The organism is Paenibacillus sp. FSL R5-0928 (assembly GCF_037970385.1).
Lineage (GTDB): Bacteria > Bacillota > Bacilli > Paenibacillales > Paenibacillaceae > Paenibacillus_AQ > Paenibacillus_AQ odorifer.
On the sequence record NZ_CP150225.1, the window covers coordinates 2,918,224 to 2,938,089 of the forward strand.

Annotated in this window: 30 protein-coding genes and 1 tRNA gene; 15 read left to right on the forward strand and 16 right to left on the reverse strand. The window is 39.5% G+C overall.

Annotated features, from left to right (window positions below):
• Nucleotides 1–243 precede the first annotated feature (243 nt).
• The 4 genes from MKZ16_RS12945 to MKZ16_RS12960 all read left to right on the forward strand — a co-directional run bounded on the left by MKZ16_RS12945 (nt 244) and on the right by MKZ16_RS12960 (nt 2,371).
• The gene (locus tag MKZ16_RS12945) at nt 244–1,035 is read left to right on the forward strand and encodes an AraC family transcriptional regulator (RefSeq protein ID WP_036686005.1); all 792 of its coding nucleotides are present in this window, start codon (nt 244–246) and stop codon (nt 1,033–1,035) included.
• Nucleotides 1,036–1,040: 5 nt separating this feature from the next.
• Complete coding sequence (locus MKZ16_RS12950) at nt 1,041–1,631, forward strand: DJ-1/PfpI family protein (protein ID WP_076104800.1); 591 nt, start codon at nt 1,041–1,043, stop codon at nt 1,629–1,631.
• Between the two features lie 9 nt (nt 1,632–1,640).
• Nucleotides 1,641–1,883, forward strand: coding sequence for a hypothetical protein (locus MKZ16_RS12955; RefSeq protein WP_218642170.1), 243 nt, complete (start codon nt 1,641–1,643; stop codon nt 1,881–1,883).
• 74 nt (nt 1,884–1,957) lie between these two features.
• Nucleotides 1,958–2,371, forward strand: a complete 414-nt coding sequence (locus MKZ16_RS12960; RefSeq protein WP_076104801.1) for a hypothetical protein — start codon at nt 1,958–1,960, stop codon at nt 2,369–2,371.
• Between the two features lie 32 nt (nt 2,372–2,403).
• Here the strand turns inward: MKZ16_RS12960 and MKZ16_RS12965 are convergent, their stop codons facing one another.
• Nucleotides 2,404–3,363, reverse strand: a complete 960-nt coding sequence (locus MKZ16_RS12965) for a hypothetical protein (protein WP_076104772.1) — start codon at nt 3,361–3,363, stop codon at nt 2,404–2,406.
• 134 nt (nt 3,364–3,497) lie between these two features.
• Here MKZ16_RS12965 and MKZ16_RS12970 point away from each other — a divergent pair, with 134 nt between their 5' ends.
• Nucleotides 3,498–3,737, forward strand: a complete 240-nt coding sequence (locus tag MKZ16_RS12970; RefSeq protein ID WP_036686008.1) for a hypothetical protein — start codon at nt 3,498–3,500, stop codon at nt 3,735–3,737.
• A 67-nt stretch (nt 3,738–3,804) separates the two neighbouring features.
• On the opposite strand, the gene MKZ16_RS12975 is transcribed toward MKZ16_RS12970, so the two are convergent.
• On the reverse strand, nt 3,805–3,936 hold the full coding sequence (locus MKZ16_RS12975; RefSeq protein ID WP_256717407.1) for a hypothetical protein: 132 nt from the start codon (nt 3,934–3,936) through the stop codon (nt 3,805–3,807).
• Nucleotides 3,937–4,153: 217 nt separating this feature from the next.
• Here MKZ16_RS12975 and MKZ16_RS12980 point away from each other — a divergent pair, with 217 nt between their 5' ends.
• From MKZ16_RS12980 to MKZ16_RS12990, 3 genes are read left to right on the forward strand one after another with little or no spacing between them, the layout of a single operon-like run.
• Nucleotides 4,154–4,354 (forward strand): hypothetical protein, encoded by a 201-nt coding sequence (locus MKZ16_RS12980; RefSeq protein ID WP_036686009.1) that lies wholly within the window; start codon nt 4,154–4,156, stop codon nt 4,352–4,354.
• 58 nt (nt 4,355–4,412) lie between these two features.
• Entirely contained in the window at nt 4,413–4,655 is a 243-nt protein-coding gene (locus tag MKZ16_RS12985; RefSeq protein ID WP_143759041.1) for a hypothetical protein, read from the forward strand.
• A gap of 12 nt (nt 4,656–4,667) precedes the next feature.
• The gene (locus MKZ16_RS12990) at nt 4,668–4,994 is read left to right on the forward strand and encodes a YolD-like family protein (protein WP_036686011.1); all 327 of its coding nucleotides are present in this window, start codon (nt 4,668–4,670) and stop codon (nt 4,992–4,994) included.
• Nucleotides 4,995–5,156: 162 nt separating this feature from the next.
• On the opposite strand, the gene MKZ16_RS12995 is transcribed toward MKZ16_RS12990, so the two are convergent.
• The 9 genes from MKZ16_RS12995 to MKZ16_RS13035 form a co-directional block, all read right to left on the reverse strand.
• Nucleotides 5,157–5,984, reverse strand: a complete 828-nt coding sequence (locus MKZ16_RS12995; RefSeq protein WP_038570183.1) for a hypothetical protein — start codon at nt 5,982–5,984, stop codon at nt 5,157–5,159.
• Nucleotides 5,985–6,357: 373 nt separating this feature from the next.
• Nucleotides 6,358–6,579, reverse strand: a complete 222-nt coding sequence (locus MKZ16_RS13000) for a hypothetical protein (RefSeq protein ID WP_141240305.1) — start codon at nt 6,577–6,579, stop codon at nt 6,358–6,360.
• A gap of 313 nt (nt 6,580–6,892) precedes the next feature.
• Nucleotides 6,893–7,423 carry a GNAT family protein gene (locus MKZ16_RS13005; protein WP_036686017.1) on the reverse strand — a complete coding sequence of 177 codons (531 nt, stop codon included), beginning with the start codon at nt 7,421–7,423 and terminating at the stop codon, nt 6,893–6,895.
• A gap of 572 nt (nt 7,424–7,995) precedes the next feature.
• Complete coding sequence (locus tag MKZ16_RS13010; protein WP_076104774.1) at nt 7,996–8,247, reverse strand: hypothetical protein; 252 nt, start codon at nt 8,245–8,247, stop codon at nt 7,996–7,998.
• Nucleotides 8,248–8,864: 617 nt separating this feature from the next.
• Nucleotides 8,865–9,950, reverse strand: coding sequence for a hypothetical protein (locus MKZ16_RS13015; RefSeq protein ID WP_256715480.1), 1,086 nt, complete (start codon nt 9,948–9,950; stop codon nt 8,865–8,867).
• A gap of 144 nt (nt 9,951–10,094) precedes the next feature.
• Nucleotides 10,095–10,220 (reverse strand): hypothetical protein, encoded by a 126-nt coding sequence (locus MKZ16_RS13020; protein WP_256715481.1) that lies wholly within the window; start codon nt 10,218–10,220, stop codon nt 10,095–10,097.
• Nucleotides 10,221–10,590: 370 nt separating this feature from the next.
• Nucleotides 10,591–10,776 (reverse strand): hypothetical protein, encoded by a 186-nt coding sequence (locus MKZ16_RS13025; protein WP_038570197.1) that lies wholly within the window; start codon nt 10,774–10,776, stop codon nt 10,591–10,593.
• Nucleotides 10,777–11,022: 246 nt separating this feature from the next.
• A complete protein-coding gene (locus MKZ16_RS13030; RefSeq protein WP_081393384.1) occupies nt 11,023–11,853 on the reverse strand; it encodes a dihydrodipicolinate synthase family protein in 831 nt (276 codons plus the stop codon).
• 455 nt (nt 11,854–12,308) lie between these two features.
• Complete coding sequence (locus MKZ16_RS13035) at nt 12,309–12,476, reverse strand: hypothetical protein (protein ID WP_254924592.1); 168 nt, start codon at nt 12,474–12,476, stop codon at nt 12,309–12,311.
• Between the two features lie 634 nt (nt 12,477–13,110).
• Between MKZ16_RS13035 and MKZ16_RS13040 the strand changes: the two genes are divergently transcribed.
• Both MKZ16_RS13040 and MKZ16_RS13045 read left to right on the forward strand, forming a co-directional pair.
• On the forward strand, nt 13,111–13,305 hold the full coding sequence (locus tag MKZ16_RS13040; RefSeq protein ID WP_143759042.1) for a hypothetical protein: 195 nt from the start codon (nt 13,111–13,113) through the stop codon (nt 13,303–13,305).
• A gap of 57 nt (nt 13,306–13,362) precedes the next feature.
• Complete coding sequence (locus MKZ16_RS13045; protein ID WP_076104777.1) at nt 13,363–13,701, forward strand: ArpU family phage packaging/lysis transcriptional regulator; 339 nt, start codon at nt 13,363–13,365, stop codon at nt 13,699–13,701.
• Nucleotides 13,702–14,011: 310 nt separating this feature from the next.
• Here the strand turns inward: MKZ16_RS13045 and MKZ16_RS13050 are convergent.
• The 4 genes from MKZ16_RS13050 to MKZ16_RS13065 form a co-directional block, all read right to left on the reverse strand.
• Nucleotides 14,012–14,083, reverse strand: a tRNA-Val gene (locus MKZ16_RS13050).
• Between the two features lie 149 nt (nt 14,084–14,232).
• Entirely contained in the window at nt 14,233–14,535 is a 303-nt protein-coding gene (locus MKZ16_RS13055; protein WP_076104778.1) for a phosphatidylinositol kinase, read from the reverse strand.
• A gap of 162 nt (nt 14,536–14,697) precedes the next feature.
• A complete protein-coding gene (locus MKZ16_RS13060) occupies nt 14,698–15,093 on the reverse strand; it encodes a hypothetical protein (protein WP_076104779.1) in 396 nt (131 codons plus the stop codon).
• 145 nt (nt 15,094–15,238) lie between these two features.
• Nucleotides 15,239–15,844 carry a copper amine oxidase N-terminal domain-containing protein gene (locus MKZ16_RS13065; RefSeq protein ID WP_178944257.1) on the reverse strand — a complete coding sequence of 202 codons (606 nt, stop codon included), beginning with the start codon at nt 15,842–15,844 and terminating at the stop codon, nt 15,239–15,241.
• A gap of 236 nt (nt 15,845–16,080) precedes the next feature.
• On the opposite strand from MKZ16_RS13065, the gene MKZ16_RS13070 reads away from it, so the two are divergent.
• From MKZ16_RS13070 to MKZ16_RS13085, 4 genes are all read left to right on the forward strand, one after another.
• Nucleotides 16,081–17,154: a site-2 protease family protein gene (locus MKZ16_RS13070; protein WP_036686564.1), complete on the forward strand. Its 1,074-nt coding sequence runs from the start codon at nt 16,081–16,083 to the stop codon at nt 17,152–17,154.
• 100 nt (nt 17,155–17,254) lie between these two features.
• The gene (locus MKZ16_RS13075) at nt 17,255–17,467 is read left to right on the forward strand and encodes a hypothetical protein (RefSeq protein ID WP_036686109.1); all 213 of its coding nucleotides are present in this window, start codon (nt 17,255–17,257) and stop codon (nt 17,465–17,467) included.
• A gap of 107 nt (nt 17,468–17,574) precedes the next feature.
• Complete coding sequence (locus MKZ16_RS13080) at nt 17,575–18,018, forward strand: GNAT family N-acetyltransferase (RefSeq protein WP_036686111.1); 444 nt, start codon at nt 17,575–17,577, stop codon at nt 18,016–18,018.
• An 86-nt stretch (nt 18,019–18,104) separates the two neighbouring features.
• Nucleotides 18,105–18,344 carry a DUF3892 domain-containing protein gene (locus MKZ16_RS13085; RefSeq protein WP_036686113.1) on the forward strand — a complete coding sequence of 80 codons (240 nt, stop codon included), beginning with the start codon at nt 18,105–18,107 and terminating at the stop codon, nt 18,342–18,344.
• A 65-nt stretch (nt 18,345–18,409) separates the two neighbouring features.
• Here MKZ16_RS13085 and MKZ16_RS13090 read toward each other — a convergent pair whose 3' ends face one another.
• Nucleotides 18,410–19,147, reverse strand: a complete 738-nt coding sequence (locus MKZ16_RS13090; RefSeq protein WP_076104781.1) for an MBL fold metallo-hydrolase — start codon at nt 19,145–19,147, stop codon at nt 18,410–18,412.
• Between the two features lie 164 nt (nt 19,148–19,311).
• On the opposite strand from MKZ16_RS13090, the gene MKZ16_RS13095 reads away from it, so the two are divergent.
• Nucleotides 19,312–19,866 (forward strand): copper amine oxidase, encoded by a 555-nt coding sequence (locus MKZ16_RS13095; RefSeq protein WP_036686116.1) that lies wholly within the window; start codon nt 19,312–19,314, stop codon nt 19,864–19,866.

The following is a 19,866-nucleotide window of genomic DNA, read 5'->3' on the forward strand; positions in this document are numbered from 1 at the left end:
CAGTCTTATCGCTGAATGCTGTTCCTGTTATACTTCCTCCTCTCAGTGAAATGTTACTGGTCTGCGACAAGTAGCTTACTGGTAATACTTTAAAACTTTTAGGGCGTATTTACCTGCCAAAAAAATCTTTTTTTGTGCCAACTATTGCTCTTTAGTTCTTGCGCAAACGAACAAATTCATATTATGTTCTTAGTATTACAGCAGCTATAGTGCTTGGCATTCCATGACGATAGGGAGAAAACCATGAATATTAAATATCAGCATCGTGACCAGGCGTTTCACTCCTTTATTTCTACCAATAACACTTATCCTCTTCATCTACACAAAAATGTAGAGATAACAATGGTTTTGTCCGGCAAAATCAATATCAACATCAATGGAAAAGAGTATGATTTGTCTGAAGGAGACATAGCGATTATTTTTTCCAATCAACCTCACAGCTACAAAACCATAGAGAAAAGCCAGATCCTGCTGTTCTTTTTTGACGCCACGTTTCCGGGGGATTTTGCGGGGGATTTGCTTAATCATGTTCCGGATAACCCTATAGTTTCGAAACAAAAGGTGCTTCAAGATCTGCTGGCAACCTTGTATAAACTATATAAAGAACAATGTGATGTTCGTCTGCTCAAGGCTTATACCTCTGTAGTATTAGGGCACGCTCTGCCGTTACTGCTAATGAAAAAAGTAGACTACAAAAAAGAAATGGATCTCGTCCCCAAAATCCTTGCTTACATCGACATGCATTTTTTAGATCACATAAATCTGGATACGCTTTCAAGAGAGCTTGGCATTAGTAAATTTATCATTTCCCGAATCTTTTCTGAGCAGTTTCATATTTCATTTCGTGATTACATCAATGGCCAACGGGTAGCCTTTGCTCATATGCTGCTGTTATCCACTACCCATCCGGTCACGGATATTGCGTTTGATTCCGGATTCAACAGTTTGCGCTCTTTCTATCGTGTTTTTAAAAATGAATACGGGATAACCCCCAATGAATTTCGCCGAAAAGTATCGAAGGAGTGTGTAGAATGAAAATGCTGAAGATGGCTTATATTCTATTTGACGGGATGACTACGTTAGATTTTGTTGGTTTTTACGATGCGGTTACCCGGATGGGAGTTCTAAAGGCGATAGAAAATGTATCGTGGGATTTTTGTTCCAACAAGGAAGAAGTCACGGATGATCGAGGATTGACGTTGAAAATAAACCAGGTTTCCCCGGATCTGTCAGCCTATGATTTGATATTTATCCCTGGAGGGTTATCCACTCGACAACTTAGATTCGATACTGATTTTATAACATGGATTCAGACTGCTCGAGAGGTTGAATACAAGGTGTCAGTGTGTACAGGGGCTTTGATTTTGGGAGCTGCCGGTTTCTTAAATCAGAAGAAGGCGACTACCAATCCTTCTGCATATGAACTATTAGCACCTTATTGTTCCGAAGTAGTTAAGGAACGGTTCGTAAGGGATGGAAATGTTTTTACTGGGGGAGGAGTAGCAGCTTCGATTGATCTGGGTTTATATTTCATAGAATCGCTTACTAATGAAAATGTAGTTCGAGAAATTCAAGAGAAGATGGATTACCCATATTACAAGACAAGTAACCCTTCCAAAGGGAAATCATAACTATAATATATGGGAATTAATGATATAATATCCATATGGTACTTTTTGATGGCAGGGACTTCAGCTGTTGTTAATGTAGTGTCAGTAAATAAAAGAAGAATAGTAATACAAAATATGAGCGGTCAAAATACAGTCACAATCCCAAAAGGGATATATAAGTTAATAGATGTAAATGAGGAGTACTTTATTTCATATAATAGTAGAATAGGGCAAAAGCCATTCTTAACCTCAATAGAACCAAGTGCGAAATGATAATTTGAAAAATCGGCTGTAAGTATAAAAAGCATAAAGATGGTGGGATTGTTTTGCGTGCAGTTAAGCCTATAATGTTATGGTTTATTTCGACGATTTTATTCACCCTGGCAGCCTTTGGATTGGAGCTTTGGGAAGGAAATAAAATAAGTACAACAGAATATTTCGGTTTTCAAAACATTGGGTTTGCTTTTATTTTTCTGATGTTCCTTTTTTCAGTTCTTCTTTACCCGGTTATACTGCTTCCTTTATCATGGGTTATTCGAAAGATAGCTAATCCTTTAATAAGCCGCATAATGATATTCTTATTGAGTGGTATTGCGGGATATGGTTTCTTTTACGAGGTGTACGATGAACGCTTTATACGGGAATACCATTTGAATAGTAGTACAGCTATTGTTTTTTTCGGAATTGCTGGTTTCATTTATGTTCTGGTGGATTACTATTTTGAGTCGCAAGCCATTAAAGCCGAACAAAATCCCTGCTAACCGTGGCGGCCGGCAGGGATTTTATTTTTAATCTAAGAATTGGGTAATTTGTCAACCTCATCAGTAAAGGCTTCCAAGTACTGGGTGAATATTCCTGTATCTATTTTGGTGGTTGCATCATTTGCAATAGGAGGCGTATCTTGGATTTGTTTGTACATACGATCCATCTCACCCGTGAGCTTAGTCCAGATGCTTTTAACTGAATCATATTTTGCATCAAGGTTGTTGATATAATTATCGTACTCCATTTTTTGGTTCATCGCTTTTGCTAATTGCTCGATTGTAAAATCTATATCTATTGTTTGACCCGTAGAGCCAGTTCCTGAACCTGCATACCAGCTGATATCAACAAATCCATCATTCCAAATATCTGAAACGACAAAATTACTGATTTCTTTAAGCGTCGCTTCAGGAGACTGTTCAGTTGTACCTGCATTACCTGAATCTGAAGTATTAATTACAGGTTCCTTAAAGAGTTTCCTCACTGCGTTAAATGCATCCTTGTCCTTGTCATTAGACGAATATCCCCAACCAACTTTATCATCCTTAATAAAAATGATAAGTTCGCTATTGGAGGAAGACTTCTCACCTTGGATAAGCACGAGTTTATCTTTTCCGCCATCTTTGTCCGTATAATCAGCTGTTTCAATTACTGTAGGATTCTTAAGTTTATTATTCTCGGGTGTCTCAGTAGATTCAGCCATTTGGAAAATGGGTTGTACATCTGGAAGTATATTTTCGGATACGAATTTCTTTTTCGCTTCGATATCTGAACCATTGAGGAAAATCTCCACATAGTTGAGAGCCAGTTTCTCGGAAGCTGTAAGTTTCTTTTTTGGCTCAGGAGTGGGCTCTGAAGGGCTGGCTGTTGCTTCGGACGGTGTAACTCCTGTAGACGTTGTATTTTTTTTCTCTGAATTTGTTGTGGAACTACCACATCCTGAAAGGATTACAATAGTTGCCACGATACATAAAAAAGCTTTTTTGTTCAATCTTATATCCCCCTAAATCTGCTAATAATTGCTAGTTGATTCTACCAGATATAGGAATAGTAATCTATGAATTTTAATTTATGACGGAACCAATATATTAGATTAGCGTGTTTTATTTTTCGGAGGTGAACATTTTGCTGAAAGTACTAAGGGTGTGCGGTATTTTATTCAGTGCAGCAACAATCATTCTGGGAATCACATTTTTCCGCGGTCAGGATCAAGTGATAATCTCTTGGACTATGCTGGGGATGTGCGGAGCTTTAATATTTAATGGAGCGGCATTGTATTTGAAAACTAAAGATAAAATGGCTGTGCTATCCTCGATTGTTGGGATTGTACTGTTAATAGTCTCGCTTACTCAGTTTCCTTTTTGAAAATTAAAAACAACCTCGTCAACCTTAATGGGTCGGTGGGGCTTTTTTACGTTATTTTCCTTTATATTTATTTCTTTTTCTTCTTTGTGGGTCCGATCTGGCGTCTTACCTTATCGTTCTCATCTACCTCAATAATATAAATCTCCTTCACTGTACCGGAGAGAGTAAACCATTCACGCATAGCTTCAACCTCAGTCATCGGTCCTAATATTCGTTTCCCCCTATAACATATAAAAAACACTCATACTCCTTAGTTTGTTTGCGGAAATGCAATAAATGCTTATAAAACAAATTATAAACCTGAGCGATGACTTTGTATGTAATAATTCATGCCTGGCGGGATATTTTTACATTGATTAACGAACGTACGTTTGGTTATAATACAAACAAATGTTCTTATCCTTGGAAGGTGAGTAATTATGCAAATAAGAATCGGTCAAACCATTGAAATAGTGTACCAAGATAAATCAGGTAAGATATCTCAACGTAAAATTGAAGTGAAAGGGATTCGTGGAGAATATATTCGCGCAACTTGCTTATCAACCGGAGCTCCGCGCGTATTTCTGGAGGCTAATATTCTTGCTTGGCAGCCTGTGCAAATGAAGCGACATGCTTAGTGACACCGCCCGAAAGCTACTAATGATCATGCGCCACTCTGCCGTGCATCATGCTCATATGCCAACTTTACAGGAGTTAGAAATCAAGAGTGGACGGACACCAAGTAAGATCATTAGTGGGCTTAGGGAATTAGTTAACGAAAAATATATAGAATGGACCCCGCACACTCCACCAGAGAGCGCCCGAATTATTGAAGGCTGGGAAAGGATTGACCCTAGGTTTAAAAAGAGAAAGTCAGAGCCACAAGAGCTCCAGTGGGGGATAGATGGTAGTAAAACGAATTACTGGACGGATTATTAGGAGGGCAACTTCATGATGAAAAAATTAGAGAACGTATGGGAGTGTAGCAGAATGATATTGCCGGAACATAAAAACCGGATTATAGATGACAATAATGAGCAGGAACGTCGTGAAAAACCCACTCTAGATCTACAGGAGATAGAGCGCTTTGAAAAATTGTTATATCGTTCTATGGAAGAGCACAGCCCGATTACACTCACTCTGTTTGATCCCATGGAGAATATATTAAAACGAGGTATCGTGATGAAACTGGATAAACAACAGGGAATTAAACTCCGCTGGTCGGAGGATGAGTGGGATTGGTTCAAGATGGAGGATGTTATTGCAATAACTACATAATTCACTTAATAAAAAACAGGTTAGGAGCAATCTCCTAACCCGCGCTGTACTTCTGATATTAATGTTCTGCTCCGTGGAATAAGACCACTGGTGAGGTACTTGGCAGTGCTGGCGCAATGCTGACGATAGTGAGGACCAACAATAAAGAGACGGCAAATTTTTTCACAGAGACTCAACCCTTTCTTTGAAATTTATTATTTTCTCTTCAAAATCTTTAATCTGAGTAGCATCAGCACATGAACGTAATGATTCGAAGTATACTACTGCTTGTTTAAAGATTTTATCAGAGTTTGTGACCTCTGCAGAATCTAATAATTTCATGCTATATTTGATAGCTGTATTATAATCTTGAATTTTTGTTTTATATCTGATCATATTAATAAAAAAAGTTTCTTGGTAGGAATTTATTATAATTTCATCAGCAGCGGTATCCTCAAATTTTGAAATTCTATTAGAGAAAAGAGCTAAATGAGATTCAATGTTTAAATCAAAATTAGTAGCTGCCTTTAACAAAGTTATTAGTCCTGGTAGAACTTCTTTAGAGTTGGATAAAAGGAACGAAACATAGCGATCTATGAATTGAATATTTCCAGAAAGCACTTCTACTTCTAAAAGATTTGGTTCTGATATGTACTTATAATAGGCTACCTCATTTAATCCTTCAGCATCTAATCCCTTGAACCAACTCAAATCGCTATAAGCTTTAATGTAAGTTCGAGCTTTATCATAATTTTCAATTTCTTTGTGGGCTAGTCCCAACATAAGCAAGCTGTATCCATAATAATAAATTAAAGGTCGTTGGTGTTTTAGTTCCAGTTCATTATTATGTGTGTAATTATTATAAATTTGAGTTATTCGGTTGAAAAAGGTATCTGCTAGTTTTAGAAGATTGGGCCAGCTTTCAAAAGAATATATCATTTTAAGAACTTTTACGGCTGGATCAAGATCTAGAAGATTTATATCTAAATCTAAATCGATATTTCCATCCAACAGCCTCACCTGCCTTTATTTTACATAATATACCTGTATTATACAATGTAATCAATAGATGGTCAATTAAGTGCTCCATATAAAAAATAGATGATTAATAGGGACCAATAAAGTAAATCTATCCATTGTTGCGCCATGATGTGTGCCTGGGTAAGCTTTGGCCCGATGGCACTGACACGTACTGCGTATGGCCAAAGTTTATTAAAAGAAAGTGAGGCGATCGGTGGAAATCAACTGTCTAGCGAACATATCGTCAGTTTGGGAGAGCCCGCGACCCATGCGGTCGCGCTCCCGTATTTCCGAGTTATTTTCGTCGAGGTATTGAAGTAACGGAAACGGAACGTTGGGCTGGTGAGGTTTGGTAGTAGTAGAATTACCGCTCTAGATGACCACATAAAAAGTCATATAGATTATGTAATGCTTCAAGAATAGCAGCAGCTACGACATAAACTAAAAGGTTGCTATTGATTAAATCATTTACCGTATTATGTTTTGTAAGTACAAACTGGAAGAATGTGTACATCGCAATTGTTGCATATGCAGCAACCTTGGAAATATTAAATAACTTATCAAAGATCATTAACAGTGCGTCCACCTCCTTAAGGAATAAATATTATCAATAAATACCTAATTTGAATATCTGTAAACAGAAGCTCAGAGCTGCTGGCAGAAGGCGGTTAAGCTCGATCCGGAATCGGCTGTGTCGAGATTTTATCTAGCTATCTTTTCGGTAAAGAGGTGTTAATTTACTGGTTTCAAAAAAAGAGGCTAGGAGAGTCTGTCTAGCCCTCTACGTTTGGAAGATGTGACAACAGTTGCTCTACTTAATACACAGTACGCATTTAGTTGAGCAACGTGAAGTAAATAAAAGGCCTACACCATAAAAATGTAGGCCCACCCATTAAAAGTTACTCTGTTACTAATTTTGAGAAAATGCTTAAATCAATAAACTTTCCTTTGGACATTTCGCACTTTCTCATTGTTCCTTCGAATGTATAGTTTAACTTTTGCAAAACTCTTATGGAATTATTGTTTTCGGGTTCGACTTTTGCTTCTATCCTGTTGAAATTTAAAGTGTTGAACGCATAATCCATCAGAGATTGAATGGCCTCAGGAGCATATCCCTTGCCCCAATAATCTTTACTAATATCGTATCCAATCTCTGCTTTAGCGTTTGAAGAATCTATAGAATTATAACCGCAGGAACCAATTATGCGATTTGATTCTAACTCGATTATGGAATAACGAATAGCTTTGCTTTCCAAAGACAGGTTATTAAGAATTTTAATCATTTCTACTGCTTGGCTTTCATCAGTGAAACTATTGATATTCATAAACTTTGTAACCTCAGGATCAGACCAAATGTTAAACAAACTAGCAGAGTCAGATAATTTCATTTTTCTTAATTTTAGTCTTTTGGTTTGTATTTCTGTAATCAATATATTACCTCCATTATCTATTTATTTTGGGGTTAAGATATCGATATCTGCGCATAGTTCAGTCCCTTCAATATTTAATTCAACACTATTATAACGTAAGAGTTTTTTTATGTCACAGTACGAAGATACAGATCATTAAAGGAGTAGGAGTATCCCTCCAAAGGTTATGACGAAGTAGACGTATATTGCGAAGTATAGATGCTATCTAGCGGTAATGCAGCCTATTTCTCTTTTGGCAGAAGTAATGTTCTTATAAAAGCGCCAATACAACCAGAAAGAATAATAATCATTACAACATTTAGTGATCTAATAAGTACTGAAGATGAAAAAATTAATTGAAGGCCTTTTTGTACGATGATAATTCCAAATACCAAAGACATGGTGATTAAGAATGTTTGGATAGATATTTTCATATCATTAATTCCTCTCTAAACAAATTACCAAAATCTAAATTTAGTTTAACAAAAAATGATTGAGTGAAACGTAGTACGAAGATACATGACATTAAGGGATAGAGGAGGTTACAGCAATCCTCTCCCAAAGGTTATGAAGAAGTAGCAGCCTATTGCGCATCAGGGAAGAGAAGGTCGTCGTTTTGATAACGAAATGATGTTTTTATCCTTATCATCACCATGGTCCGCATTTTCTTCTATCTCTTTTTTCTCATCGTGAAATTCAACAGGAGATTGGGCCGTGATGTAGTCAAATGGAGTGTAATTATTATTTGGTAATTTACTTGTAAGGATTACCTTTACAATGATGATTCCTAATGAGAGATAGAAAATCGCGCCTACTCCAGCCAACATGAATAGTACTAATCTCATTGTTAACACCGCCTTTGTTTGATTTTATAATCAAATGGTAATATTTACAAGAATCAGGCTGCTGAGTACTATTCATTCGACTGAGATTTGATGCACAGTAGGAAATTCTTGGGCCACTAGATTTTACAAATGGTGGAACCTTCGAACATACGAATGAAGTGTAGCACAATAGTCATACCTACACATGAAATGATTTGACAGTTATAAATATTAATTACTTTAAAGCATCACAGAAAGGTTGTTTTACAGACACCATACTCATATGGATATCCGATCTCATCTTTAAATGTAACCTCTGCACCATATCGACAGATACTGCTCTTAGAGACAGAACCTTTAATGTTGTATATTTCATCTACTGTGCTTCTTGGTAATAAGATAGGTTTTTAGATATATCAGTTTCTAACGGTAAGACCAATTTTTATGTAGTTACTACATTGAATAATAATGGAAAGTTAAGTTTCAAACGAAGCATCAGCTACCCCTCAGAAGGCAGATCAACCTGAACCAGAACCATCTGGTGTTCGCGCAATACTCACAATTACATTAATAACTGGTCTTGAAAAAGTCAGTGTGGCGGCGGTGCCCCGACTGCTGTATTTCTGTAACGTTTCCGCTTAATTGGCTTTGTCAGAAGCTTCATAGATTAGGCAACGAAGGGTCTGATCGGGATAGCGGAACTCCGCGATATAGCTACTTCCATCTTCCAACAACAGTTTAACATCCACCATTCCGCGTTTGTTGTTAAACTCGGTGTCGGTTAGATAAGCTTTGACAATGGTTCTTGTTTCTCCCTGTTTGTCCGTGATGACCTGCACGGCTTTATGAATCCAACTGGCATCCTTCTGGATGGTGCCGGCTGCGTCGTCGTCGATGGGAGTTCTCTTCAGTGCCAAATTAATGGCTGTCGTATCCTCTACGGCACCGGTTGTTGCATTAATCAACACATCATATTCCCAGAATACCTCGCCTGATCCGAGCAGGGTAAGATTCTTGTAAGGAGCAAAATGAACTGTCCAGGTTGGACGTTTGTTTATTCCCAGCTCAATCAGCATTCTCGATATTTTTAGCTTGGACACGTCGGCATCGAACAGCTTGCGCACACTGTCAGAGGCTAGTGCCTCAGCTTCAACCTGGCTGATTTTCTGAGGCTGAAGCTGAGGCACAGGCGGATTTCGTTTTGACACGAAGTAATTCAGCCGGTAGTACCAGTCAATCAGCTGTAACAGTTCCTCATCAGTCATACTCCTCTCCGGGTAGGTGTACGTATTGGTTTCTAAATCTAGATACATATCTGCTTGTCCAGCCTTTAACGGCAGCTGCTGCTTGGGGCGGAGGCCGTCATACACATACTTATCGTCCAACACTTGTCTGCGGTTGATTTCGGATTCGGTTTGTTCCCGACCTGAAATATGGGGATCTTCTGCCTTGTCTATAAAGTCATAGATTTGCTGGATTTGCGCCGCTGTCATCTGTTGATACAGGTCTTGTTGTATGGTGGATACCGGCGCCGGCGCCTCCACCTTTAGCACGGGTATCGTGCTTTCGCTCAAAGCCAGCCGGTTACTGCCCTGAATTGACGAACTGTTCTTGGCGAAAACTACGGAATTCATCAGGCTGGGGACGATCAGAGCACTGGCTGCAAGCACACCAGCTGAAAACAGGATAACAACTAATGTAGCGAACCGCTTTTTCTTGTTCAATCGGATTACCTCCATTGGGATCTAAGATGATGAATCTTTATACATCTTAACACCAAGTTATTATAGAATTAGGAGGATAGTTGTTATGGAGTTGTAAAAAGATCGGATACTTCCCCTTTCACCAAGGACAGTCAGGAGTTAATCTCAATTTTGTCCACGTTCTTCTTCAAGAGCCACAGCTACAATGCAAGAAGTGTCTTTACAATAAAAATGTGCCAGAAGCGGGAAGTGTTTACTTAGTGTCGTATTTACATCGATGTGATTAGTCATAACTTTTCACCTAATTGTAAGTATGATTCGTGGGATAATTACATGAACAACAATAAAGTTATTAAGAAGGACTTTAAAGCAGAAGAACGATTGGTTGCGAAGAAATAGATAGTTCGGAGAACAAGCAGTTTTTGTACTGATGAACAATAAAGATTTTCAATACAGAGAGACATACTTTATTGTGGGGAATCCAGCAACTCTATGGATACTCATACTTGGATTGGTTTCGTTTGGAACAAGATCCAATAGGTCATCTTATGGATTATGGTGGGATTGTAGAGGGGGATACACCGGATCTATTAAACTAGCTGGATCTCATTTTGTTTGGGAGTGATTTGAATTTAGAGCATGCATTAAATAACCTACGATATCACACTTCTTTAATCCGTTTGATCGCCCAAGAAGGAAAAGAAAATAAACCACTCTTAGTTCTTATTGTGAAGTAACCTGAAGAGTCGCTCTCCTGACAAAAACCAACATATGTCTCTCCACTGACTAAATGTATTTGTAGTTGTAATTCTGTTTCAATTGCGTGAAAAATCAGTGTGAGATTCATATTAAAGCCCCCTTGCATAAGATGATTATATTCATAAAATACCCACTTCATTGTTAATGAACGCAAAATAGTTGACAATTGACAATGTTGTAATATTTTAAGCGTGATTTTGGCATAAGCATGTCTATAACAAATACCCCGTCAATCACTTAAGGTTGATGGGGTATTTGTTATATTGATGAAAACTAACGATCCTTACCAGTGTTATAGAGCAGCATATATACTTCCCAATGAATTATATTAAGTTTATACAGTAAACTTTAATTCCTTTAGAATGATATTCAGGTGATTCCTAACGGATTTGTTTAATGGTTGTAAAGGCAAGGGAAGACTAGGACTTTTAATTAAGCCAATTATTTCAGCAGCTGCTGAAATCACTCGAAGGCTACCGTAGCTATTGAATAACTTCCAGATCGGTTCTAGTAATTTTGAAAGGTGTTGTGCTTCTTCTAAATGGCCACTTTGAGTCATTCTTGTGATATCTAGACATAACCTCGGAAATAAACCACCTAGCACTGAGTACCATAAGTCACAACCTGCACTCAAGCCTAGATATGCGGATGGATTCCCGCTTATTCCAAACGTAACATGGAGTGGAATGACAGCTCTGAGTTTTTCTACACGTAACTTGGCTTTATCAGATTCTGACGGTATGACGGGAATCTTAATGGAACAAACATTAGGTAACCTAGCAATTTTGCTGTGCAGCTCATCACTGAAATGGAAATGTGAAGTGACGGGATTATCATAAACACAAAGTGGAATGGAGAGTGAACTTGTCACATGCTCGTATAGAAAAAACACCTCTTCATCTGTTAGTGCCTGATAGGAGATAGGAGCCAAGAGTACTGCACTTGCCCCAGCTTGTTGTACATCTTCCGCTAATCGAAGTACTTCTGAAGTTCGAATCGCTCTTATGCTTGTCATCACGGGAATCCCTTCAGCAGAACTAACAGCAAGCTCAAGGACACGCAAACGCTCCCCTCTACTAAGATGCGCATAGTTTCCAGTTGATCCCAGTACACCAATTGAGTCTACTCCTGCCTTTACCAATTCTTTAATAAAAAAAGGGACCAATTTTAGAGGCTAGGTGTTGTTAGAAATTATGAGTTGCCACGTTTGTCCCGTAGCGATTTAGATTCAGAACAAACATAAAATAACCTGTCAAGCTTATGCCTGAAGGGTCTATTAGTGCTTATACGATAAACTCTGTAAATACTGGGCTTCGAAGCATGCCAGATTTGGTCCAGTTCCTCATTCTTACTTTTGCTTGTAGCCGGGACTCCAGATGTACAAACTCCGTATCCTTACCTTTGTATATCAAGATATCAAAGATGGCGTAATACGCTGGGAGTGTCCCAGTGAGTTGAGTTATTTTATCAGTTCGTCTCGCTTGAAATCGGCTCATAACAGATTCAAAATCGGATACTCACAGTACGAAGATACATGGACAGAGAGGGTTAATAGCCCTCCTCTCACAAAGGTTATGAAGTAGTAGATACATATTGCGACATGAAAAAAGATAAAAATGCTTATGCATCCTTATCTTTTTCAAGTAATTCTATTATTCTGTCTAATTTTTTCTCTATGCTAGTAGTTTTATCTGAAACCTTGTTTTTGGTTCCATAATCACCTTTTAACAGTAAAACCAAGGGAATTGCCAAAACAAATGCCAACGGTATTAAAAAAAAATATTGCAAGATAACACCTCATTAAAAGTTTTTATTTAATTATAACAAATTTCAAAAAAAAGACTCTCTCCCACAAGGAGGATATAAGAGATAGTTTGGCTGTACTGAACTTATAAAGGGGATGGATAATCTTCATTTCTTACCCATTAAAGATATACCATAGTAATCCATAAGCTATTCCGAAGTAAGCAATGACACCCAGTAAAGAGATGGATAAAAGAATAGTGATAACTTTCTTACCGTTCATAAAATTCACCTCTTATTTAATATATCACGGATTGAGGGAGGAACTGACGTCAACGTGGATTGAAATTATTTTTTGCTTTTATCGCTATCCTATCTTTTATTTCAGCAGCTGACAAAGAATCTATTCTTTACAAGCAACGTGGCATGCAATATGCAGCAATATGTGTTGCTTCAATTATCGCACTAGCTGCAGACATTATTTTTTCATAAAACCCAAATTTGAGAGGAGTAATTATAAATGAAAGTTCAGATAGCAGCACATTTCAATAAGCAAACGAAGGATTCCAAAAAGGAACTTTTATAGTTCCACGTAAAGGGTGATACATCCTCTGAAAACTCCTATGAATTCTATCGGAAGGCAGGATCAGATGTAATCTTGGAAATCGCTGAATCTCAAATGAGCATTGAAGAGTTCCGAGGTGATGACGATGAAGAGGATCGTGAGGAGTCAAGAGAAGGCGTACGAGGAAAGGTTAATCCAGAAGGTACGATTGAATTGGAAGACAAGGATCAACTAACCATTGAGGTGATCGCTGCCGCTGGTGAAAACGGTCCGCCGATACCTGAAGGTGACGATGATCTACCGTTCTAAGATGGTATACTCCCCGGCTTCGGTCGGGGGATTCTTAACAAAGGGGGGGATTGCCCGGTGCAACAAAGCTTCCTGCCAGAGATAGATAGAGAACGGACGCAAGCTGCGGTTGAAGCGGCTTTTGATAAGTATCGAGAGAATAAATTCCTAACTTTTGAGGAACGCGAAGCAGCCACGACAGCAGCATGGTCAACTACTCCGAGAAGCGACACGGGAACAACTTCGGACCAGACCGCGAATATTGCCATACACAATGTTGATAGTTTAGCAGCACGTAAGGAGTACTGGGAGAGAATTGAAAGGATTGTAAATAGGCTTCCACGAATGGAATCATTTTTGATTAAAGAAAGATATATAATAACCGAATATGATTACATCACGGATCAGAAGATATAGGCAAAGCTTCCCGATGACACTCCGCCCAAAGCATGTAAAGGAAATAATGAAATTGAGTCAAGCTAAGTTATATGAGTTTTTAGGGGACGCACATTTCATGTTGCAAAAGCAGGAAGGGAATTATATATCAGTAAAGCGGTATTTAGGAATTGGCTAGAGGGTAGAAGTGATGATATTTTCCCGGAGGACCTAGCGAACTGATATGAAAAGCAAATAACGATTCGTATCAAATTCGTATCATGAAGGATTTCAATAGAATGATAAGTGAATAGAAAACAAAAAAAGCCTTGAATATCAAGGCTTTCACGTATAGGACGGATGGGGTTCGAACCCATGACCCCTACCCTGTCAAGATAGTGCTCTCCCGCTGAGCTACCGTCCTGCGACGAAATTTATAATACCATATGAGAGAGTAGGATGGCAATTCTTTTTTATAATCAATATAGATGTAGAGTGGTGTTTTCTCTTATCTCCTCCGACTAAGTAGTTAATAGCTAGAAAGGGGATGACCCATCATCCCCCTGCACCGAGTCAGATAAAAAACGGGAGTAGAAATAGACTGCTTATTCCGAAAAAAGGGATACGGCGTGGATAGAAGCGGCGTCTTGGGTAAAAACCGGGCTGGAACCCGAATTGTCTATAGTTCGATTGCTCAGCAGCCATTCCGTTCATACGATCGACCATTTCGTTGCTGGGAACCGCAAGGGTGATATAGTTCTGGTCCACGTGAGCGATGAAGCCGTCAAAGGATTGACCATCAGTCGTTACTATACCTACATATTTATTCATGCAATTCCAAGCGACCTGTTGATGAAAATTTGTATTTGATTCCATGGATATCCTCCTCGAATGTTTCAATCCTGATAACAGTCTATGGTCCTTAGCCTACAACGTTCACGGCGTTTGCCTATATGTAGGAAGGTTAATTTTCAGGGATAATCACTGAGGAGGATTCGATTAGTTCTTTAATCAATACACATGCTTGTGCTGTACTTTCTAATCAGTATTATTCTTGGAGTTATTGGAATGAGCTTCAATGGAGTAGATAACTTCTTTTTTGCCAGTAAGCGGGGAGTCATTTATAAAATACAATTTGTCACCGCTCCGCTTTACGAATTTCAAAGTATCTCCTTTAAAAGGAACATCGTTATTTTCCGCGTATTCCTGATCCTTTGCTGTGAGTAGCTCCTTATACAAAAGGGTTCGCTCGCCTGTTTGGCGGTCGATTAAGGTAAGCAATCCATTCTGATTTCCACGAAGCAGTAAGATTTCTTTATCAATGCCTTCTACATAGTAAGCATCTTCCTCGCCACCCAGCTTTACAAGATCAAGAGTATCTATTACATTGCCCGTGCCGTCTTGGATGAAACGTAAGGTATTACCATCATGCAAGATTAGGTTGCCATCATAAGGTTTGAAATCCGTATCTCCTCTGAACTGGTAAGCGAATGTGGCCTTGCGTAGTAATGCACCATTTTTGAATATGAGTGTGATTTCGCGTGTATTAATATGAGGCTCTCCATAGGAATCAATAATCTTAATGACTAGCAGCCCCCCCCGCCGTTTTCTCGATCTTCATGCCTGCCCAGTCAAAGTTTGTTTGGAGTGAAGTGAGTTTTATCACCGTATCCTTGCCTTGTGAGACATATAAATCACCATTAGCCTTGACCAGCGTATAGGTACGCCCTCCATAGGATTCTGTAAAAACATTGTAGGTCTTCAGATTATCCGCTAAAAGTGTATTCGTTGTGGAGTCCAGACGGAGATGACTGCCTTCGAAAGCCTTAACGATAAAACGCGCCGGCACATATATCCCATCTTCTTTGGATTTAAAAGGTATTCCTCCTAGATCTACCGCTTTCCCGTCAAGCACGCCAGTTTGACTCCCGATTCGAACAGCAAAACTTTTAGTCCAGCCTTTGAACAGAGCACGTTTGCCGGATTTATCCCAGTCCATTTTTAAGCCAGCTTGCTCAGCGATCCCCCGAACATCTACGTAGATTACACCATTTTTGAGCAGCGCAGGTCCGCCAATGTTTCCGCCTGGAACGCCAAATTGGTAGTATACTTGCGAAGTATTAGCAAAGGAAGCTTGGGCGAGCGCAGGCGACTCCGATACAGTTAATGAAGAGTTTGCTGACACGGTGGCAGGGAGTAGAAGTGTTGAGAGCATTAAGACGGATAATCAAGCTTTGGAGTGAAAAGAGAGCATATGAACCAACCCTTTCTTTATCTGGCAGTAAAATTTATCCAAGATAGTTGGTTTGACGCTGAAACGTTTCTAAAAGTTGCATCGTATACATTCGGAAGGACTCTTTGTTGAAATACTAGCAGTTTTTTTAAAATTGAAAGATAAAGGAGCTTGTGATCTTGCCGCAAATGCAAAATGAGCAGAAAAAGAATACTTCTACTCCGCTGAAATGGTTGGGAGGCGGAGCCGCTATGCTCCTGTTAAAAGGAAAGGCGATTTTGTCTCTGCTGAAAATAGGTAAAATTGCCGGGCCGTTAATTTCCATGATGGTTTCGATAGGGGCATATGCTTTAATTTATCCGTGGGGGTTTGCCATAGGTATCGTCCTGCTTTTGCTTGTTCATGAATTGGGACATGTTATAGCCGCTAAGCGCATCGGGCTACCCGTCAGCGCTCCGCTATTTATTCCTTTTTTAGGCGCGTTAATTACTATGAAAAAACATCCGCTGGATGCGAAGACAGAAGCGTATGTAGCTTTTGGCGGACCGATTCTGGGTACTATTGGGTCTACTGCTGTTTTTGGAGCGGCATATTATATGGATAGTCCGCTTCTTTATTCCCTGGCTTATATAGGCTTTTTGCTTAATTTGATTAACCTGCTGCCAATCCATCCGCTAGACGGTGGACGTATCGCTACCGCGGTTACGCGCTGGCTGTGGCTTGTGGGTCTGGTCGGTGGCTTAGCTATAATCGTTTACTTGCGTTCGATTTTGTTCTTTATCATCTGGGCAATGTTTGCTTACGATCTGTATAACAAATTTGTGAAAAGACGTAACAACAACCGGCCGCAGTCTGTGACTAAGGGTTTCTTAATTCCAGTGGAGCCCTTGAGAGAGGCGGGTTACATGATTCCAGGAGCTGAGCATCGCCGGGATTTACCTTTTACCACCTACAGTGATCTAGAGAGACAGCAGTATGTTGTGGTGAGATGGGATCAGCTGAATTATTATGGCAAAGCTACACTGCCACAGCAATGTATTATTGAAAAGGTAAGAATTTCGCAGCTGGAGCAAGTAACGTTAGAGAATGGTCTTCATTTAAAAATGCATTGTGACATCAGCTATACAGTCCATGATAATGATAAGTATTACGATGTACCAGCCAGTACACGTTGGAAATATGGGACAGCTTATTTTGTTTTAGCAGGCTTTCTGGTTGGGATGATGTATTTAGTCCATTTGGTTGGAAACGTCAATCTCTAAGAGGGCAACTGGAATGAATAGCTCCTATTGTTTATAAAGCTCCTGAATCGTCAAAGCTGTAGTGAGTATAACTGCAGCTGCGGTGAAAGGAGCTTTTTTAATGTCTAAAATTGTGAAATGGGAAGTCGGCGTTTGCCTAGTGTTACTACTGGGTGTAGTGGGATGTTCTACGGCGAAACCCACAAAAGTTATGGAAATCAATGAGATGACCAATCTGGATGGCAAATCTAAAAGTCAGTATCCTCCGTTATCACCTGTGATGAAAGACGTATATAACCGTTCGATCCCTGAAGAAGTATATTCTGTGGATTAGTCTACTGAGAGGTTACGGATTCCATATGTAGGCTTTTCTTTCTAGTCATTATTTTATATAATAGACAACTATCGTTGGCTACATAGAGAGAGGAGTTTGCAACTAACATGGCGGCAGAAATCTTACGGGTAACTACAGAGGAACAGCTTCAGATGGGGCTGGATATCCGCACTAAAGTATTTGTTGAGGAACAAAAGGTACCGGCCGAGGAAGAAATTGACGAATACGATGCCATCAGTCCGAATGCGCACCATATTCTGATTATAGATGAAGGGGTACCTGTAGCAACGGGGAGATTGATCTATTACAAAGCAGGTACTGCTAAAATGCAGCGCATCGCCGTATTGAAAGACTATCGGGTCAAAGGATACGGACGTGTCTTGTTGCTGGCTATGGAAGAGCTTGCTCGGGAGCTTGGACTGGAAGCTTCAATTTTAGATGCTCAGTGTCAGGCAGAGAATTTCTATAAGAAACTCGGCTATGAAGTTATTTCTACGGAGCCATTCTATGATGCAGGTATATTACATGTACGGATGCAAAAAATGCTTTAAAGATTGGCGCACATAATTATTGGACTCTTTACGCAAGCTAGGATGTGCCGAATGATGGCAAATCCAAGTGCAAGGGGCGAGCTAAAGTGCCAAATAACGAACGAGAATCTTTCGTAGCTGTTCAAAAAAATGGGGATGGCGATTTGACAAGCTTCCAGACCTCTACAGGACGTGTGCTGGCGTATGACCAAGCCCTGCAAGAAGTACAGGCCGGAAATATTGCCGGAGTGAACGCTTTTAAAGGTAAGGATGGAGAAACTTATATCCGCGGAGATGCGGATGGAGATCCGACTAACAATCTGGATAATTTGCCGACATTTTCATAGTTCAACACGAAAAGCCGTACATACGTCAACAGACGTTTATGTACGGCTTTTTTTATATGCAAAGATCAGAGCTTATAATTCACATGCTGCTCTAAAAATTCCATCTCTCCTGTAAGTCCGACGAAATCTGGTTGTTCATCGCTATAATGCATGAGCTTGATCCGTTCGCGAACATCTTTAGGCAGAGACATCAGCTCTTCCAGCGTAGTGTGAACAACGCCTGTTCCGCCTAATTGGCAGTCATGCAGGATGATCCGGATCCCGCGCTCCCGCACAAGGCTAATCAGTAGATCCGGCTGAAAGGTCATGTCCGCACTATAAAAAATCTCGTTATTTATTAGAAGGGAATAACTGTTTTTGCCGGGAATATGCGGTGTTTGTACGATCTCTAATGAAAGAGTAGGAGAGAGGTTGTAGGTAATTTCAGGCTGCAAGGGCTTAACTTCGAAGATATCAGATAAGGAAGATACAGCATCTTCTTGGTACAAGCCTCCCTTTAATGTATTGTTCCACAAGGGCTCTATAAGTGTCTCAGGAAGCAGCAAGGTCATTTTTTTACCGTGCACATGCTTTAAGGTTAGCGCAAGCTCTTCCAGCCCTCCAACGTGATCCGCATGAATATGTGTAATGAGCGTAGCATTTACGTCATTGAAGGATTTTCCAAGTCTATGCATGGCAAGCGGGGCTGTTATCCCGCAATCAATCAGCAGGGTGTAATTTTCATCTAGCAGCAAGCCATTGTTGTTAAAATATTTTTTCGCAAAAGCATTGCCTGTTCCTAGCATTTGTAGGCTTAGACTCATAAGAAAGAACCCTCCTGAAATCGGTTATAGCTAATGTTTCTGCTTCGAATAAGACCATAATATCATTTTTCGCAAGATCAATGAAATATTTACCTAAAATTAGCGCAACTTGCTGAAACAAAGTAAGTATATATTAACAGCATGAATTATCTGGAGGGTCTCAAATGAATAGATGGAAAAAAATCACTTTGTGCGTGTTTGCTTTTTCCTTAATGGGTGGCTCATTATTATTCGCCGATTCCGTTAATCAGAAAATTAGAGTATGGAGCAACGGAAAAGAAATTGTAGACGGCGGTTATCTAATTGATGGAAAAACGTACATTCCTGCTAGAGAAACAGGCGGGGTTGTTACTTGGGACGGTTCTGGGAAAGTTACGATTCTTAAACCTAATGTCCATATTGTACTTTTTAAAGGGGATACGGTTTTTGGCAATGTCAACGTAGGCAAGCTGAAAATTAAGATATTAACACAGGTAGATAGCCTGACTGAAGAGATTTCAGCTGTGAAAGTAGCCATGACAGATCCGTCTGGTAACGTTAAGGATATTCAGTCGCAGGTGCTTGAAGGCTCACAGAAGGATAATTTCTGGTTTCCAACCTCTGAGTTTACTTATGACTTTAAAGAAGCGGGCAAATATCGGGTAGGCTTCTATATTAAGCCATCCAAAAATGCAGATTACGTACTTGTGTCGGAGAAGGTAATTACAGCGTTAAATTAG